This is a genomic window from Streptomyces sp. NPDC058691 (assembly GCF_042714775.1).
Lineage (GTDB): Bacteria > Actinomycetota > Actinomycetes > Streptomycetales > Streptomycetaceae > Actinacidiphila.
This window is the reverse complement of the sequence record NZ_JBHXSO010000055.1, coordinates 35,910-52,582: the sequence shown is the minus strand read 5'-3', so window position 1 is coordinate 52,582 and position 16,673 is coordinate 35,910. Positions and strand designations below refer to the sequence as shown.

General features: G+C 72.4%; 15 protein-coding genes. 10 read left to right on the top strand and 5 right to left on the bottom strand.

Annotation, left to right across the window (positions count from 1 at the left end; translation table 11 throughout):
- Positions 1 to 42 precede the first annotated feature (42 nt).
- On the bottom strand, positions 43 to 276 hold the full coding sequence (locus ACFWVC_RS30715; protein WP_384294660.1) for a hypothetical protein: 234 nt from the start codon (positions 274 to 276) through the stop codon (positions 43 to 45).
- 64 nt (positions 277 to 340) lie between these two features.
- Between ACFWVC_RS30715 and map the strand changes: the two genes are divergently transcribed.
- The 5 genes from map to ACFWVC_RS30690 all read left to right on the top strand — a co-directional run bounded on the left by map (position 341) and on the right by ACFWVC_RS30690 (position 5,601).
- A complete protein-coding gene (gene map / locus ACFWVC_RS30710; protein WP_384294655.1) occupies positions 341 to 1,189 on the top strand; it encodes a type I methionyl aminopeptidase in 849 nt (282 codons plus the stop codon).
- Positions 1,190 to 1,344: 155 nt separating this feature from the next.
- Complete coding sequence (gene efeO, locus ACFWVC_RS30705) at positions 1,345 to 2,472, top strand: iron uptake system protein EfeO (RefSeq protein ID WP_384294650.1); 1,128 nt, start codon at positions 1,345 to 1,347, stop codon at positions 2,470 to 2,472.
- 19 nt (positions 2,473 to 2,491) lie between these two features.
- Entirely contained in the window at positions 2,492 to 3,745 is a 1,254-nt protein-coding gene (gene efeB / locus ACFWVC_RS30700; RefSeq protein ID WP_384294647.1) for an iron uptake transporter deferrochelatase/peroxidase subunit, read from the top strand.
- A gap of 16 nt (positions 3,746 to 3,761) precedes the next feature.
- On the top strand, positions 3,762 to 4,727 hold the full coding sequence (gene efeU, locus ACFWVC_RS30695; protein ID WP_384294642.1) for an iron uptake transporter permease EfeU: 966 nt from the start codon (positions 3,762 to 3,764) through the stop codon (positions 4,725 to 4,727).
- Complete coding sequence (locus ACFWVC_RS30690; protein ID WP_384294637.1) at positions 4,714 to 5,601, top strand: hypothetical protein; 888 nt, start codon at positions 4,714 to 4,716, stop codon at positions 5,599 to 5,601. The genes efeU and ACFWVC_RS30690 overlap by 14 nt, the downstream gene beginning before the upstream one ends.
- A 46-nt stretch (positions 5,602 to 5,647) precedes the next feature.
- On the opposite strand, the gene ACFWVC_RS30685 is transcribed toward ACFWVC_RS30690, so the two are convergent.
- On the bottom strand, positions 5,648 to 6,379 hold the full coding sequence (locus ACFWVC_RS30685; protein WP_384294633.1) for a bifunctional DNA primase/polymerase: 732 nt from the start codon (positions 6,377 to 6,379) through the stop codon (positions 5,648 to 5,650).
- Positions 6,380 to 6,667: 288 nt separating this feature from the next.
- On the opposite strand from ACFWVC_RS30685, the gene ACFWVC_RS30680 reads away from it, so the two are divergent.
- On the top strand, positions 6,668 to 7,339 hold the full coding sequence (locus ACFWVC_RS30680) for a heme oxygenase (biliverdin-producing) (protein WP_384294628.1): 672 nt from the start codon (positions 6,668 to 6,670) through the stop codon (positions 7,337 to 7,339).
- Positions 7,340 to 7,359: 20 nt separating this feature from the next.
- Here the strand turns inward: ACFWVC_RS30680 and ACFWVC_RS30675 are convergent, their stop codons facing one another.
- The gene (locus ACFWVC_RS30675) at positions 7,360 to 8,754 is read right to left on the bottom strand and encodes a serine hydrolase domain-containing protein (protein WP_384294625.1); all 1,395 of its coding nucleotides are present in this window, start codon (positions 8,752 to 8,754) and stop codon (positions 7,360 to 7,362) included.
- A gap of 126 nt (positions 8,755 to 8,880) precedes the next feature.
- Between ACFWVC_RS30675 and ddaH the strand changes: the two genes are divergently transcribed.
- Both ddaH and ACFWVC_RS30665 read left to right on the top strand, forming a co-directional pair.
- Entirely contained in the window at positions 8,881 to 9,696 is an 816-nt protein-coding gene (gene ddaH / locus ACFWVC_RS30670; RefSeq protein WP_384294621.1) for a dimethylargininase, read from the top strand.
- 19 nt (positions 9,697 to 9,715) lie between these two features.
- Complete coding sequence (locus tag ACFWVC_RS30665) at positions 9,716 to 11,275, top strand: phytoene desaturase family protein (RefSeq protein WP_384294617.1); 1,560 nt, start codon at positions 9,716 to 9,718, stop codon at positions 11,273 to 11,275.
- A gap of 413 nt (positions 11,276 to 11,688) precedes the next feature.
- Here ACFWVC_RS30665 and ACFWVC_RS30660 read toward each other — a convergent pair whose 3' ends face one another.
- Positions 11,689 to 12,672 carry a small ribosomal subunit Rsm22 family protein gene (locus ACFWVC_RS30660; protein WP_384294613.1) on the bottom strand — a complete coding sequence of 328 codons (984 nt, stop codon included), beginning with the start codon at positions 12,670 to 12,672 and terminating at the stop codon, positions 11,689 to 11,691.
- 464 nt (positions 12,673 to 13,136) lie between these two features.
- Between ACFWVC_RS30660 and ACFWVC_RS30655 the strand changes: the two genes are divergently transcribed.
- Entirely contained in the window at positions 13,137 to 14,588 is a 1,452-nt protein-coding gene (locus tag ACFWVC_RS30655) for a sugar transferase (RefSeq protein WP_384294608.1), read from the top strand.
- A gap of 14 nt (positions 14,589 to 14,602) precedes the next feature.
- Here ACFWVC_RS30655 and ACFWVC_RS30650 read toward each other — a convergent pair whose 3' ends face one another.
- Positions 14,603 to 15,553: a GDP-L-fucose synthase family protein gene (locus ACFWVC_RS30650; RefSeq protein WP_384294603.1), complete on the bottom strand. Its 951-nt coding sequence runs from the start codon at positions 15,551 to 15,553 to the stop codon at positions 14,603 to 14,605.
- A gap of 95 nt (positions 15,554 to 15,648) precedes the next feature.
- On the opposite strand from ACFWVC_RS30650, the gene gmd reads away from it, so the two are divergent.
- Positions 15,649 to 16,662, top strand: coding sequence for a GDP-mannose 4,6-dehydratase (gene gmd, locus ACFWVC_RS30645; RefSeq protein ID WP_384294600.1), 1,014 nt, complete (start codon positions 15,649 to 15,651; stop codon positions 16,660 to 16,662).
- The last annotated feature ends 11 nt before the right edge of the window (positions 16,663 to 16,673 follow it).

Genomic DNA, 16,673 nt, shown 5'->3' with positions numbered 1-16,673 from the left:
GGCCTCAGCCCCTCGTCGTGCGCCCGGTCACGGCCGGGCGGCTCAGTCGCCCTCGCCCTCGCGCGGCTGGTCCTTCCACCGCGGGTCGTTCTCCCACTGCAGGTTGCGCTCGGCGGCGGTCTCCATCGCGCGTTCGGCGTCGGCCCGGCTGGGGTACGGCCCCATGCGGTCCTTGGCCGGGCACTCCGGGCCCTCCTCCACCTTTCTGTGCTCGATGCAGTAGAACCACTCACCGGGCTTGCCGGCCGGCTTGCGGACCCTCCTGAACGGCGCCATCGCTCCTCCTCGTACGACGTCCTGCCGCCATGCTGCCCGACCGGCCGCCGATACACTCGCTGACATGTCTGTCCTGGTGCCCGGCAAGCTCTCCCCCACGCGTCCTGTCCCCGCCTCGATCCCGCGGCCCGAGTACGTGGGGCGTCCCGCCCCGCGGCCGTACGACGGGCCGGAGGTGCAGTCGGCGGAGACCGTCGAGAAGATGCGCGTCGCCTCCCGGATCGCGGCCCAGGCGATGGAGGAGGCGGCCAAGGCCATCGCGCCGGGGGTCACCACCGACGAACTGGACCGGATCGCGCACGAGTACATGTGCGACCACCAGGCCTATCCCTCGGACCTGGGCTACCGCGGCTTCCCCAAGTCGCTGTGCGCCTCGATCAACGAGGTGATCTGCCACGGCATCCCCGACTCGACGCGACTGCGCGACGGCGACATCGTCAACCTCGATGTCACCGCCTTCGTCCACGGAGTGCACGGCGACACCAACGCCACCTATTTCGTCGGTGAAGTCGACGAGGAATCAAGGCAGTTGGTGGATCGCACCCGGGAATCCCTGAATCGCGCGATCAAGGCGGTCAAGCCGGGCCGGCAGATCAATGTGATCGGCCGGGTGATCGAGTCCTACGCCAAGCGCTTCGGGTACGGCGTGGTGCGCGACTTCACCGGCCACGGCATCAACACGGCCTTCCATTCGGGTCTGATCGTCCCGCACTACGACGACCCGCGCGCGACCACGGTGATGAAGCCGGGCATGACCTTCACCATCGAGCCCATGCTGACGCTCGGCACCCACGAGTACGACATCTGGGACGACGGCTGGACGGTGGTCACCAAGGACCGCAAGCGCACCGCGCAGTTCGAGCACACCCTGGTGGTCACGGACACGGGCGCCGAGGTGCTGACGCTGCCGTGACGCGTCCCTGACGCGTCCCGATGCCGCCACGCCCTTCATTACCTTTTCTTTACTCAATAGTGGGCACGGCGAGATGAGGCTCGGATAGGTTAGGCAAGCCTTTCCACAGAAAGGCACACCTAAGTCCTCGCCACACCGAGCTGCCAGGAGCCCGTATGTCCGCCGTCCGCATGTCCGCAGTAGCCGCCGCCGGGCTGGTGGTCGCCGTCACCGCTGTGACCGGATGCGCGAAGAAGGCGGACAGCTCCTCCTCGGACGCGATAAAGGTGACCGCTTCGGACACCGCCTGCGAGGTCTCCAAGACCACCTTCCCGGCCGGCCATGTGCAGCTCGCCGTGGAGAACAAGGGCTCCAAGGTCACCGAGGTCTACGTCTACACGCCCAGCGACCAGATCGTGACCGAGCGGGAGAACATAGGCCCCGGCACCAAGGCCAACATCACGGCCGAGATCAAGGCCGGTGCGTACGAGATCGCCTGCAAGCCCGGCATGCAGGGCGACGGCATCCGCCAGAAGATCACCGTGACCGGCAAGGGCGCCGTCAAGTCCGACCCGCGCCTGGACACGGCCGTCGCCGCGTACCGCAAGTACGCCCAGGAGCAGGCCGACCAGACCATCCCGGTGGTCCAGCAGTTCGCCGACGCCGTCAAGGCCGGCGACGTGGAGAAGGCCAAGTCGCTCTTCGCGCCCTCGCGCGTCGGCTGGGAGCGCACCGAGCCGGTCGCCGAGTCCTTCGGCGACATCGACCCCCTGACCGACACCCGTGAGGACGGTCTGGAGGACGGCCAGAAGTGGACCGGCTGGCACCGGCTGGAGAAGTCCCTGTGGAAGGACAAGAAGGCCGGCACCGAGGAGGGCACCCTCGCCGACCAGCTCGTCACCGACCTGAAGGACTGGCAGACCCGGGTCGGCAAGGCCGACATCACCGCCACCAGCATGGCCAACGGCGCCAAGGAGCTGCTGGACGAGGTCGCCACCGGCAAGATCACCGGTGAGGAGGACCGCTACTCCCACACGGACCTGTCGGATTTCCAGGCCAACGTCGAGGGCGCGCAGAAGGCGTACGAGCTGCTGAAGCCGGTCGCCGCCGAGAACGACCCGGCGCTCACCACCGAGCTGGACAAGCAGTTCACGGCCCTGGACGGCCTGCTGGCCAAGTACCGCAAGGGCGACACGTTCGTCTCGTACGACACCGTGGGCAAGGCCGACCGCAAGGACCTCTCGGACGCCGTCAACGCGCTCGCCGAGCCGCTGTCCAAGCTGGCCGCGGCCGTCGCCAAGTAACCGCAGAGGACTGGGGAGCATGTCCGAGGAAAGCACCACCTCGCGGCGCACGCTGCTCGGCTGGACCGGCGCCGGGGTCGTTCTCGGCGCCGCCGCGGCCGGCAGCGCAGTGGCCGCCGTACGCACCGGGAACGACGTGCAGCCCGCGGCCTCCGCGGGCAGCGCGATCGCCTTCCACGGCGCGCACCAGGCCGGCATCACCACCCCGGTCCAGGACCGGCTCCACTTCGCGTCCTTCGACGTCAAGACCGAGGACCGCGAGGAACTGATCGCGCTCCTCAAGGAGTGGACCGAGGCCGCGCGCAGGATGACGCAGGGCCGGCCGGTCGGCGAGGGCGCGGTCGGCGGTCTCGCCGAGGCCCCGCCGGACGACACCGGCGAGGCCCTGGGCCTGCCGCCCTCACGGCTCACCCTGACCATCGGCTTCGGCCCCTCGCTCTTCCGTGGCGCGGACGGCAAGGACCGCTTCGGGCTCGCCGGGAAGCGTCCCGAGGCCCTGGTGGACCTGCCCAAGTTCCCCGGCGACAACCTCGACGCGAGCCGCAGCGGCGGCGACCTGTGCGTCCAGGCCTGCGCCGACGACCCCCAGGTGGCGGTGCACGCCATCCGCAACCTGGCCCGCATCGGCTTCGGCAAGGTCGCCATGCGCTGGTCGCAGCTCGGCTTCGGCAAGACCTCCTCGACCACGCCCGAGGAGCAGACCCCGCGCAATCTGATGGGCTTCAAGGACGGCACGCACAACGTCGCCGGCTCCGACCGGGCCACCCAGGACAAGCATGTGTGGGTCTCCTCCGGCGACGGCCCGGCGTGGATGGCCGGCGGCTCGTACCTGGTGGCCCGGCGCATCCGGATGCACATCGAGACCTGGGACCGGACCTCCCTGGGCGAGCAGGAGGACGTCTTCGGCCGGACCAAGGGCGAAGGCGCCCCGCTCGGCAGGAAGCACGAGCGGGACACCCCCGACTTCAAGGTGATGAGGCCCGACGCGCACGTCCGCCTCGCGCACCCGGACAACAGCGGCGTCACGATCCTGCGGCGCGGCTACTCCTTCACCGACGGCACCGACGGCCTCGGACGGCTGGACGCCGGGCTGTTCTTCATCGCCTACCAGCGCGACGTGCGCGACGGCTTCATCCCGCTGCAGATGCAGCTGGCGAAGACCGACGCGCTCAACGAGTACATCCAGCACGTGGGTTCGGCCGTCTTCGCCGTGCCGCCGGGCGCCCGGGACACCGGCGACTGGTGGGGCCGTGCGCTGTTCGAGAACAAGTGAGAGGAAGTGACGGCGGGTGTTCGGCAACTACCTGATCGGGCTCCGTGAGGGTCTGGAGGCCAGCCTGGTCGTCTGCATCCTGGTCGCCTATCTGGTCAAGACCGACCGCAGGGACAAGCTGCCGCCGGTCTGGCTCGGCGTCGGCGCCGCGGTGCTGCTGAGCCTGGGCTTCGGTGCCGCCCTGCAGTTCGGTTCCTCCGAGCTGACCTTCCAGGCGCAGGAGGCACTCGGCGGGTCGCTGTCGGTCATCGCGGTCGGCCTGGTGACCTGGATGGTGTTCTGGATGCGGCGCACCGCGCGGCATCTGAAGGCCGAGCTGCACGGCAAGCTGGACGCCGCGGTCGCCATGGGCACCGGCGCGCTGGTCGTCACCGCCTTCCTCGCGGTGGGCCGTGAGGGGCTGGAGACCTCGCTGTTCATCTGGACCGCCGTGCAGGCCACCGACGACGGCGTGCGTCCGCTGGTCGGCGCGGCACTGGGACTGCTCACGGCCGTGGTGCTGGGCTGGCTGTTCTACCGCGGCGCGGTGCGCATCAACCTGGCCAAGTTCTTCACCTGGACCGGGGCGATGCTGGTCGTCGTGGCGGCGGGCGTCCTCGCGTACGGCTTCCACGACCTCCAGGAGGCCGGCTGGCTGCCGGGGCTGCGCGCGAAGGCCTTCGACATCGGCACCACGATCCCGGCGGACTCCTGGTACGGCACCCTGCTCAAGGGCGTGTTCAACTTCCAGCCGGACCCGACCTGGCTCCAGGTCACGGTCTGGGCGCTGTACCTCGTACCGGCGATGTTCTTCTTCCTTCGCCCCGGTAAGGTTGCGGCGCCGGTCGCGAAGGCGCCCGCCGCTGCCCCGAAGGAGCCCACGTCCGATGCCGCGCAGGTCCCGACTCCCGTCAGCGCTCGTCCTGTTGATGATGGCGCCGCTGACCGGGTGCGTGACGGTGCACGGGGAGAAGGCGCTCATCCCGTCGGTGACGAAGGCTGACGCCGCCAAGGCGCTGGCGCACTTCACCGAGGTCAACAACAAGGCGAACAAGAGCCTCGACGCGCGGCTGATCGCCACCGTGGAGACCGGCCCCCTCGGCGCCGTCGACGAGGCCGGTCTCACGGCGCGGCACGCGGCGCAGCCGGGCGGCAACCCGGACTTCAAGGAACTCTCCCTCAGCGACGCCGACTTCCTGATACCGCGGCAGGTCGGCTGGCCCAAGTGGTTCGTCGCCGACGCGGCCGTGGGTGTGGGCGACGCCGCCCCCGGGGCGAACCGCTGGCTCGTGGTCTTCCAGCGCGACGACGCCTCGAAGGCCTGGCGCGCCTCCTACGTCTCGGTCTTCCGGACCGGCTCCCTGCCGCGGTTCGCCCGCGACGCGGACGGCCTGGTCGAGGCCGTCCCGGCGGCCGGCTCGGGGCTGCTGGTGGAACCGGGCGCGCTGAGCAAGGCGTACGCCGGCTATCTCGACAAGGGCGACGCCAAGGACACCTCCGTCTTCGCCCCGGGCGCAGCGACCTCGCAGCAGATCGCGGAGCGGGCCAAGGGGGCCCGTACCGCCGCATCGGCGACGCAGTACGCCGACCAGCCCGCCACGAACGGGGAGTTCGCCCCGGTGGCGCTGCGCACCGCGGACGGCGGGGCGCTGGTCTTCTTCGCCTCGCACCACACCGCGAAGATCACGATGCTCCGCCCGGGGGTCGCCCCGCCGGTCAACGCCTACACCAAGGCGCTGATGACGGGCACCCCGAAGAAGTCCGTGACGCTGGGCCGGGTCGCCCGGCAGGCCGTCGTCGTCCCCGCGAAGAAGGACGGCGGCCAGGTCGTCTTCCGCAGCCGCATCGTCGGTCTGGTCGCCGCGCGCGGCGAGTGACGCGGCGGCCCGGGAGGGTTCGCGAGGGGCCCGGCCGCCGCCGGCCTCAGCCGATCCAGCCGGCCGTCTCCGGCTCGTGCTCGATCTGGGCGCAGGCGTCGGTGAGGACGGCGAGCAGCGGCAGCGGGTCGGGCAGCGGACGGTCGGGGCCGTGGCCGGGCAGCCAGGCCACGACGGCGCCGGACGGCAGCCGCGAGGGCGGCATCAGCACATAGCTGGCGCGGCAGTGCCAGCGCAGGCCGGGGTGCTCGTCCTGGGTCTCGGGATGGCAGTCCAGTTCGCAGGGCCACCACTCGTCCTCGTCGGCGGTGGCGCGGGTGCCGGTGAAGAAGAGCGTCCGGCCGTCGGAGACGGCCACCGGTCCGGTGGCGGCACCCTCGGCATCCAGCCGCTCCAGGGCGATCCTGCCCGCCTCGGCGGGGACGTCCAGGACGTCGTGGGCGATCCCGGTGGCGGTGATGAAGTTCGCGAGCGGCTGGGTGCGCAGCCAGCGCTGGATCTTCTCCGGGTCCGTGGTGGCCTGGGTCTGCCAGGCGAAGGAGACCGGGTGGGTGCCCGGGGTCGGACAGCCGATCCGGTCACAGGAGCAGCGGTAGCCCGATTCGGCGGACGGATGCGCGGCGGGAGCCAGCGGCAGCCCGGCCGCGGCGGCCGCCAGCAGCAGGTCGTCCCGGTCGCGGGCGCCCGGGGTCCGCTGGGCGAAACCGTCCTCGCCGTCGCCGTCCCGCTCCCCCGCTTTCCGGCGCAACCAGCCGGACAACCTGCCCTTGGTGACCATCGAGCCCCTTCCCTCGCCCGCGTGAACCCTCACTCCACCCTACGTAACGAAGGAAAAGACGTAAGCGGAATCCACGGATGGTGGATTTCCATCCTGCGCCCTGTACCGATCCGGTCCGCACCCGGGGTGCCCGGAAGGTCCCTCGAATGGGGGATGGGACCCCGCAAATGACCCTATACCGCACCGACCGGACGTAACCTGGTTTCCGACAAGTTGTCGGCAAGCCCATTGACTTAGGTGAGCCTAAGTTGACACGATTCCTGCTGGGACCGACGCAGGAGGATTCCTTTGACGCCCGCCAGTTCTTCCGGAGCCACGCCGTTCTCCACCGTGATCCGCGCCGCCGGCCACGACCGCCACACCGAGGCGGAGAACTCCACGTTCATCGGCGACCTGCTGGGCGGGCGCCTCGGAGTGACCGCGTACGCCCGCTACACCGAGCAGCTGTGGTTCGTGTACCGGGCCCTGGAGGACGCGGCCGGGACCTTGGCCGGCGACCCCGTCGCGGGCCCCTTCCTGCGACCGGAGCTGCCGCGGGTCGCCGCCCTCGAACGTGACCTCGGCCACCTGCTCGGGGCCGGCTGGCGGCAGCGGGCGGCGGCGCTGCCCGCGACCGCCGCGTACGCCGCCCGCATCACCGAGACCGCCCGTCTCTGGCCGGCCGGCTACGTCGCCCACCACTACACCCGCTACCTCGGCGACCTCTCCGGCGGCCAGGTCATCCGCGGCATCGCCGAGAAGACCTGGGGCTTCCCGCGCAAGGGCGACGGTGTGCGCTTCTACGTCTTCGAGGCGATCGGCAACCCCGCCGCCTTCAAGCGCGAGTACCGGGCCCTGCTGGACGCCCTGCCGGCCGACGAACTGGAGAAGCAGCGCGTCGTCGAGGAGTGCCGACGGGCCTTCGCCCACAACTCGGCGGTCTTCGCCGCGCTCGGGCGGGAGTTCCCGCTCACCGCCTGAGCACGTGCTCCGTGATCGGGCTAGGCCCCGTGTGCTCCCCAGCCCGCCGGGTCCACGCCGCCCGGGACCGGGGCCGCGGGGTCGTAAGGGGTGCGGGTGAAGACGAACGAGCCGATGTCGAGGTGGGTGACCGTGCCGTCGGCCGAGCGGACCGCGCGCAGCGTCTCGCCGTCGTAGTAGCCGTCCTGGCCGGTCCAGGTGCCGTCCTGCCCGGCGCGGAAGCGGGCGCCGCGGCCGCCGCCGGGGGTGGCCGGGGCGAGTTCCAGGTCGCGGCCCGCGGCCAGGCGCAGCACATGGGGCGCGGTGCCCCAATACCAGGGGCCGGTCAGCGCCAGCAGTTCCGGGTCGGGGTCGGAGACCGGGCGCCAGGGCTCGGGGATGCGCGGCTCGCGCTCGGCCACGATGCGCAGCAGGTCGCGGGCGATCTCCCCGGTCGGCGCGCCGGTGGTGGAGTTGGCGAGGACGGCGGCGCCCAGCCCCTCGGCGACGTCGCACCACAGCCCGGCCACGAAGCCGGGCATGGAGCCGCCGTGCCCGACGAGCGGCCGCCCGCCGGGGCCTGTCACCACCTGGAGGCCGAGGCCGTACTCGCCTGCGGGCGCCGCGGGCCGGCGCATCTCCTCCAGGGTGGCGGCGGACAGGACGCGTTCGTCGCCCGCGGCCAGGAAGGCCGCCCAGCGGCACAGGTCGTCCGCCGTCGACCACAGTTCGCCGGCCGGGGACATCAGCCCGGTCTCCTGGACCGCCTCGGGCAGCATCAGCTCGGCGTACGGGTGCACGGCCCAGCCGCCCGCGTGCGGGGCCTGCGGACGGCGTGTGGTGCGGGTCATCCCGAGCGGGTCCAGCACCTGGGACCAGAGCACCTCGTCCCACGGCCGTCCGTCGTGCAGCCGCTCCACGACGGCGCCGAGCAGGGCGAAGCCCGGGTTCGAGTAGTGGTGCCGCTCGCCCGCCGGGTGCAGCCGGGCGCGCTCGCCCAGCAGCCCGTCGAGGTCCGGGCGCAGCGCGCCGGGGGTGCGCTCCCACCACGGCCCGGGGGTCTCGGCGGCCAGACCGGCGGTGTGCGAAAGGAGTTGACGGATCGTCACCCCGTCTGCGGCGGTGGCGCCGAGGTGCTTGCCGACCGGGTCGTCCAGTCCGAGGCGTCCCGCGTCGCGCAGCCACATCACGAGCACGGCCACGAAGGTCTTGGTGATCGAGCCGATGCGGTACTGCACGTCTCCGTCCGGCGCGTGCCCGTCCACACAGGACCGGGAGCCGGTCCACACGGTGCGGCCGTCCCGGACGACGGCCGCCACGAGGGAGGGCGTACGGGCGGCGGACTGGGCGACCGCGATCCGGTGCAGCAGAGCGCGGCGGGTCTCGGGGAGCAGGACATCCGCGGACTCGGGGGACGCGGGACTGGGTGTCGGCATGCGCTCACCTTAGAGTCCGCCCACCAGGGCCGAACGGGCATTTTTCCGTCCGCAATCCGGTGCGGGATGTCCGCCGCGGGTCCACCATGTGCACAACGGCCTCAACCACACCGTGAGGAGCCTTCATTGAGCGCAGCGCGAACCGCTTCGTTCCGGCGGTACCTGATGTGTCCTCCCACGTACTTCCGGGTCACCTACTCCATCAACCCCTGGATGGACCCCGCAAAGCCGGTCGATCCCGCGCTCGCCCTCTTCCAGTGGGAGGACCTCCGCGACCGGTACCGCTCGCTGGGACACGCCGTCGAGATCCTGCAGCCGCTGCCCGGCCTGCCGGACATGGTGTTCGCGGCGAACGGCGCGACCGTGGTGGACGGACGGGTCTTCGGCGCCCGCTTCGCCAACATCGAGCGGAGGGCGGAGGCCCCGGCGCACCGCGACTGGTTCCTCAGCCGCGGCTACAGCCACGTCCACGACCCGCAGCACATCAACGAGGGCGAGGGCGACTTCGCGGTCACCGACAGCTGGCTGCTGGCCGGCAAGGGCTTCCGCAGCAGCCCGCTGTCGCACTCCGAGCTCCAGGAGTACTTCGGCAGGCCCGTGATCGGCCTGGAGCTCACCGATCCGCACTTCTACCACCTGGACACGGCGCTGTGCGTGCTCTCCGGCGACGAGATCATGTACCACCCGGACGCCTTCTCCCCCGGCAGCCGGTCGGTGCTGCGCCGGCTCTTCCCCGACGCGCTGGTCGCCACCCGGGACGACGCGCTGGCCTTCGGCCTGAACTGCGTCAGCGACGGCCGGAACGTCCTGGTCCCGGCGGCGGCCAAGGGACTGCTCAAGCCGCTGCGTGAGCGCGGTTTCGAGCCGCTCACGGTGGACATGTCCGAGCTGCACAAGGCGGGTGGCAGCGTGAAGTGCTGCACCATGGAGCTGCGCGACTGACCGTGATACGAAGGGGCCCATGTCTCAGCAGCCGCAGCAGCCGCCTCACCGGCCCCTTCGGACCACCTACGACGCCGTGATCGTGGGCGGCGGCCACAACGGCCTGGTCGCCGCCGCGTACCTGGCCCGAGCGGGCCGCTCGGTGCTGCTGCTGGAGCGGCTGCCCTCGACCGGCGGCGCCGCGGTCTCCACGCGGGCGTTCAGCGGTTTCGACGCGCGGCTGTCGCGCTACTCGTACCTGGTGAGCCTGCTGCCCCGGAAGATCACCGACGACCTGGGACTGCGCTTCGCGGTGCGGCGGCGGCGGATCTCCTCGTACACCCCGCACGGGGACGGCGGCCTGCTCGTGGACGCCGGGTCGCCCGCCCGCACCCGGGAGAGCTTCGTGCGGCTCACCGGCTCCGACCGCGACTTCGAGGCCTGGCAGAGCTTCTACGCGATGACGCAGCGGGTCGCCGAGCGGGTCTTCCCCACGCTGACCGGTCCGTTGCCCTCACGCGACGAGCTGGAGCGGATCGTGGACGACCCGCGGGCCTGGGAGACGCTGTTCGAGCGGCCGCTGGGCGAGAGCGTCGAGGCGGCGTTCGACGACGACGTGGTGCGGGGCGTGGTGCTCACCGACGCCCTCATCGGCACCTTCACACACGCCCACGACCCCTCGCTGCTGCAGAACCGCTGCTTCCTCTACCACGTGATCGGCGGCGGCACGGGCGACTGGGACGTGCCCGTGGGCGGCATGGGCGCCCTCACCGACGCCCTGGCGGACGCGGCACGGACGGCCGGTGCGGAGATCGTCACGGACACCGAGGTCACCGCGATCGCCACGGACGGGACCCGCGCGGAGGTGGACTTCGACGGCGGCCGGGTCTCGGCCCGGCACGTCCTGGTGGGTGCCTCCCCGCACACCCTGGCCGGGCTGCTCGGCGAGGCCGCCCCGGACAAGCCCGAGGGCGCCCAGCTCAAGGTCAACATGCTGCTGCGCCGCCTGCCGCGGCTGAGGGACACCGCCGCCGACCCGCGCGAGGCGTTCTCCGGCACCTTCCACATCGCCGAGTCGTACACCCAGTTGCAGACGGCCTACGAGGAGGCCGCGGCCGGCGCGGTGCCCACCGCCCCGCCCTCGGAGATCTACTGCCACTCGCTGACCGACCCCACGATCCTGGCCCCCGGGCTCGTCGCGGACGGCATGCACACCCTCACCCTCTTCGGGCTGCACGCCCCCGCCCGGCTGTTCGCGGCCGACCCCGCCGGGGCGAAGGACGCCCTGCTGGCGGCCACCCTCGCGCAGCTGGACGCGGTGCTCGCGGAGCCGCTGGCGGACTGCCTGGCGGTCGACGCGGACGGACGGCCGTGCATCGAGGCGAAGTCCCCGCTTGACCTGGAGCGGGAGGTCGGACTGCCCGGCGGGCACATCTTCCACCGGGACCTGTCCTTCCCCTACGCGCGGGAGGGCGCCGGCGCCTGGGGCGTGGGGACGGCCCACGCCAACGTGCTGCTCTGCGGCGCGGGCGCCGTGCGCGGTGGTGGCGTCAGCGGGATCCCGGGCCACAACGCGGCCATGGCGGTGCTCGGCGCCTGACGGCGCGGGACCGGTTGGACCGGGCCCGGGCACTCGGCGGTGGCGTCCGGGGTGGCAGGCCTCGCCCCACGCCGCCACGCGCCGACCCGGCTGAGTGACGCGCGCGCACGGACCGGGCCCGGGCGGCCACGGGGCTACTTGGCCGTGTCCGGATCGCCCAGGCGTCGCCCCACGGCACGGGCCGACCGGGCACAGGGCATCGTGACGTCCGACGGGAGCGTCGCCCGTCCGGCGCCGAAGCCCGCCACCGCGACGCGGCCGGGACGGGTCGGCCGGCTCCCCGGTCATTGTCCCGGGCCGGCCACGCGCCGAACGGCACAGGGCACCCTGCCGGCTACGGATTCGCCCGGAGCGCACCCCCCGGACCGGCGCCGAAGCCCGCCACCGCGACGCGGCCGGAAGGGGCCGACCGGCTACTCGGCCGTGTCCGGGGGCGGCCAGGCGTCGCCCCATGCCGCGTCGCGCGCCGCTCGGTACAGGGGGCCCTGGCGCTTGCTGACCGTGGTGCGGCGCAGCCCCTCCTCCACGGTGCACAGGTCGATCAGCACCTGCCCCTTGCGGATCTGCGGGTGGCGCACCACCCGGTCCGGCGCGGGCCCGGCGGGGAAGCGCGCCGCGGCGACGTAGCTGAACTTCTCGTCCTCGTAGGGCAGGGAACCGCCCTTGACCTGACGGTGCAGCGAGGTCCGGGCGACGCGGGCAGCGAAGTGGCACCAGTCGGGCGCCTGCACCGGGCACGCCCCGTCGTGCGGGCAGGGCGCGAGCACGTGGAGGCCGGCCGCGACGAAGGCGTCGCGGGCGGCGAGCACGCGGGCGTAGCCGTCGGGGGTGCCGGGCTCGACCACGAGGACGGCGCCGCGCGCGGCGCGGGCGGCCTCGGCGACGACGGCCGCCCGGTCGGCGTCCGGCAGTTCGCCGATGACGTAGGAGAGCGTGATCAGGTCGGCCTCGGGGAGCCGCGCCCCGGCACCCAGCGGCGCCCTGAGCCATTGGGCCTGCCGTACGGCCTCGGGCCGGGCGGAGCCGGCCAGCTCGCGGCCGAGCGCGAGGGCGGCGTCCGACCAGTCCAGGACCGTGCTGGTGTGCGTGCCCTCGTCCCAGGCGTCGGCGACCGCCCAGGTCGCGGCGCCCGTGCCGCCGCCCACGTCGACATGGCTGCCCGGCGCCCACTCGCCCGCCCGGTCGCGGAACTCCGCCAGCGCGGCGTACACGGCCGCGTAGGTCGCGGGCATGCGGTAGGCCGCGTACGCCGCCACGTCGGAGCGGTCGCGGAGGATCGGCGTGCTGCTGGGCGTACGCCCCCGGTAGGTGGCGATCAGACGGTCGACGGCCTGGGCGGCGCGGCCCGGGGGGAGCCCGTCGAGGAGATCGGCGAGGGCGGCATGCAGTGTGGACACAAGGGACAAGGGTAAGGGCCACTCCCGCACCACCCGCCCCGGCCGCGGCCCCCGCGGACGCCCCGCCCGACGCCCGGCCCTACGCCCCGCCCGTCACCCGGACGGCCGAGCGGACGGCCGAATCCTGGCTCCCCGGCACCCCGGCGCGGCGTACCGGGCCGGTCGTACACGATCCCGGCCCGTTCCTGGCGAACCCGCAGGTTGATCTCCACACTCCGTAACATGCGCGCAATCAGCCACAAAAGGGCAGAGGCTTCACTGGAGTGACCAGATCCAGCCGAACGTGAACTTCAGGACAACGGACCTCCGAAATTTCGTAAACCGCAGCGAACGTACAACTGTTTGGCATAGCGTTCCGGCTTACTACGGCACACCGCTGCTTGGGGAAGTGGCGGATGTGCCCACTTTGTCGCGTTGTGCCAGGGGGGTCCATGCGGCGGGTCGGTACACCCAGTTCGGAAGAGATGGATACAACTCCCGGGCAGGGCCGCATGGTCGCGGCTCCGCACGGGTCGAGCGACAAGGCGCGCTGGTATCTCCCGGTGGCGCTCGTCACGGATGCCGCCGGGGTCGGCGTGCCCGTCGAGCTCGTCTTCGACGCCACAGGCCAGCCGCATCCCCTGCTGTGCGCCGGGACCGCGGCGGTGGCGTGGGCGTGCGTGCAGGCCGGGCGGCACCGCTACGCCGGCCGGGTGCTGGGCGAGTCGCGCAGCGCGCGCTCGGTGCTCTACGACTGGCTGATCCTGCTGGGCGTGCTGGCCATGATCCGCACCGTCGTGGGCGAGGCCTCGGAGCCACTGGTGGCGCTGGTGGCGCTCACCCCGGGACTCCTGCTGACCGCCGTCTGCCGCAAACTGACATACCATCACCTGATCGCCTCGCGGCGCGAGGCGCACGCCGTGCGCAGGGTGCTCGTGGTGGGCGAACCGAGCGCGGCGGACTACGTGGTCGACCATCTGGCGGCACGCACCGACCACGAGTACGTGGTGGTCGGCGCGGTCCCGGTCGGCCTGGCCAATCTGGAGTGCGGCGCCCCGGTCGCCGCCCGCCTGGACTCGCTGCCGCCGGCCCGTCCGAGCGGCGACTCCGGCGCCGTCCTGGCCGCCGCCCGCGAACTCGGCGCGGACCTGCTGCTGGTGGCGCCCGGTCCGCGGATGGCCGGGGAGCGGCTGCGCAGGCTGTCGTGGGCGGTGCACGACGCGGGGGTGCCGCTGGCCGTCCTGCCCGGCCTGACCGACGTCTCCGAGCGCCGGGTGGAACTCGCCTCCGCCGCGGGCCTGACGCTCCTGCACATCAGCCCGCCGGTGCGGCGCGGGGTGCAGGTCACCCTCAAGTCGGCGATGGACCGGGTCGGGGCGGGGGTCGGACTCCTGCTGCTCTCCCCGCTGTTCGGGATCATCGCGGCGGCCATCCGGCTGGGCTCCAAGGGCCCGGTCTTCTACCGGCAGATCCGCCACGGTCTGGACTGCGCGCCCTTCACCATGTGGAAGTTCCGCACGATGGTGGCCGACGCGGACGACCGCAAGCCGGAGTTGGCGCCCGCCAACGAGAACGACGGCCTGATGTTCAAGATGCGCCGCGACCCCCGGGTCACCCGGGTCGGGCGCATCCTGCGCCGCTGCTCGCTGGACGAACTGCCGCAGCTGCTCAACGTCCTAAGGGGTGACATGTCCCTGGTGGGTCCGCGCCCGCCGCTGCCCGAGGAGGTCGCGCGCTACGACGAGGTCGAGCTGCGACGCCTCGCCGTGAAGCCCGGCCTGACCGGCCTGTGGCAGATCAGCGGGCGCTCCGAGCTGTCCTGGGACGAGACCCTCCAGCTCGATCTGCGCTACGTGGACAACTGGACGTTCACCAGCGACGTCGACCTGATGGCCCGCACGCTCCGGGCCGTGGTCGACGGCCGCGGAGCGTACTGATGCCCAGCGCCTCATCAGCCCGCGCCGTGCTCCCGCCACCAGGCGTACGTCGCGGCGATGCCGTCGCGCAGGGCGATCTCGGGCTTCCAGCCGAGGCCCGCCAGCCGCGACACGTCGAGCAGCTTGCGCGGAGTGCCGTCGGGCTTGCCGGTGTCCCAGGCGATGGCGCCCTCGTAGCCCACGACCTCCCGGACGGTCTCGGCCAGTTCGCGGATGGTGAGGTCGGCGCCGCAGCCGACGTTGACCGGCTCGTCGCCGTCGTAGGAGCGCAGCAGCAGCGCGCAGGCGGCGGCGAGGTCGTCCACGTGCAGGAACTCCCGGCGCGGTGTGCCGGAACCCCACAGCACCACCTCGGGGGCCCCGGCCAGGCGGGCCTCGTGGAAGCGGCGGACCAGGGCCGGCAGCACGTGCGAGGACTCCAGGTCGAAGTTGTCGCCGGGCCCGTAGAGGTTGGTCGGCATGGCGGAGACGAAGGACGCCCCGTACTGCCGCCGGTAGGACTGCACCTGGACAAGCCCTGCGATCTTGGCCAGCGCGTACGCCTCGTTCGTCGGCTCCAGCGGGCCGGTGAGCAGCGCGTCCTCGCGGATCGGCTGGGGCGCGTGCTTGGGGTAGATGCAGGACGAGCCGAGGAAGAGCAGCCGTCCCGCCCCGGCGGCGTGGGAGCCGGCGATCACGCTCAGCTGGATCCGCAGGTTGTCCTCCAGGAACTGCACCGGGTAGGTGCTGTTCGCCATGATGCCGCCCACCTTGGCGGCCGCCAGCACCACCGCGTCCGGGCGGGCCCCGGTCAGGAACGCCTCGGTTGCCGCCGCGTCCCGCAGGTCGAGTTCGCCGCGGCCGCGGGTGATCACCTCGTGCCCGTCGGCCTCCAGCCGGCGCACCAGCGCCGATCCGACCAGTCCGCGGTGGCCCGCGACGAAGATCCGGGCGCGCTCCGGCAGCAATGCGTTCGCTTGGGTCATGACAGCGGATTCTGCCAGCCCGGGTCACCCCATAGGGGCTGAATCCAAACATCAGTACGCAAAGGAAACATATCCGACCCCAGGGGGGACAGCGCATGGGCAAGAGCGCCCTGATCACGGGTGTCACCGGCCAGGACGGCTCCTATCTCGCGGAGCTGCTGCTGAGCAAGGGCTACTCGGTGCACGGCCTCGTCAGACGGTCGTCCAGCTTCAACACCGAGCGGATCGACCACATCTACCAGGGGCCACAGGAGGCGAATCGTTCCTTCACGCTCCATCACGCCGATCTCTCCGACGGCGTGGCCCTGGTCAACCTGCTGCGCGACCTGCGCCCCGACGAGGTCTACAACCTGGGCGCGCAGTCCCATGTCCGCGTCTCCTTCGACGCGCCGCTCTACACCGGCGACGTCACGGGCCTCGGCTCGATCCGGCTGCTGGAGGCGGTGCGCGCCAGCGGCGTCGACACCCGCGTCTACCAGGCCTCCTCGTCCGAGATGTTCGGCGCGACCCCGCCGCCGCAGAACGAGCGGACGCCCTTCCACCCGCGCAGCCCGTACGGCTGCGCCAAGGTGTACGGCTACTGGGCGACCGTCAACTACCGCGAGGCGTACGACATGTTCGCGGTCAACGGCATCCTCTTCAACCACGAGTCCCCGCGCCGCGGCGAGACCTTCGTGACCCGCAAGATCACCCGCGCCGTCGCCCGCATCAAGGCGGGCCTGCAGGACCGGCTCTACCTGGGCAACCTCGACGCCGTCCGCGACTGGGGCTACGCGCCCGAGTACGTCGAGGCGATGTGGCTGATGCTGCAGCGCGACACCCCGGACGACTACGTGGTGGCCACCGGGGAGGCGGCCACCGTACGGCAGTTCCTGGACACCTCCTTCGCGCACGCCGGCCTCGACCCGGCCGAGTACGTCCGCTACGACCCCAAGTACGAGCGCCCGAGCGAGGTCGACGCCCTCATCGGCGACGCGAGCAAGGCCGGGGAACTGCTCGGCTGGAAGCCCTCGGTACGGGTGGACGAGCTGGCCCGGATCATGGTCGACGCGGACTGCGAGCAGGTCGAGCGGCAGCTCGCGGGCGCGACGGTGCGCATCGACCGCTGAGGCGGCCGCCG

Excerpts from the sequence above, each read along its gene's own strand:
- ACFWVC_RS30715 (WP_384294660.1), bottom strand. The coding sequence starts at position 276 with ATGGCGCCGTTCAGGAGGGTCCGCAAGCCGGCCGGCAAGCCCGGTGAG.
- map (WP_384294655.1), top strand. The coding sequence starts at position 341 with ATGTCTGTCCTGGTGCCCGGCAAGCTCTCCCCCACGCGTCCTGTCCCC.
- efeO (WP_384294650.1), top strand. The coding sequence starts at position 1,345 with ATGTCCGCCGTCCGCATGTCCGCAGTAGCCGCCGCCGGGCTGGTGGTC.
- efeB (WP_384294647.1), top strand. The coding sequence starts at position 2,492 with ATGTCCGAGGAAAGCACCACCTCGCGGCGCACGCTGCTCGGCTGGACC.
- ACFWVC_RS30685 (WP_384294633.1), bottom strand. The coding sequence starts at position 6,379 with ATGGTCACCAAGGGCAGGTTGTCCGGCTGGTTGCGCCGGAAAGCGGGG.
- ACFWVC_RS30675 (WP_384294625.1), bottom strand. The coding sequence starts at position 8,754 with ATGCCGACACCCAGTCCCGCGTCCCCCGAGTCCGCGGATGTCCTGCTC.
- ACFWVC_RS30665 (WP_384294617.1), top strand. The coding sequence starts at position 9,716 with ATGTCTCAGCAGCCGCAGCAGCCGCCTCACCGGCCCCTTCGGACCACC.
- ACFWVC_RS30655 (WP_384294608.1), top strand. The coding sequence starts at position 13,137 with ATGGATACAACTCCCGGGCAGGGCCGCATGGTCGCGGCTCCGCACGGG.
- ACFWVC_RS30650 (WP_384294603.1), bottom strand. The coding sequence starts at position 15,553 with ATGACCCAAGCGAACGCATTGCTGCCGGAGCGCGCCCGGATCTTCGTC.
- gmd (WP_384294600.1), top strand. The coding sequence starts at position 15,649 with ATGGGCAAGAGCGCCCTGATCACGGGTGTCACCGGCCAGGACGGCTCC.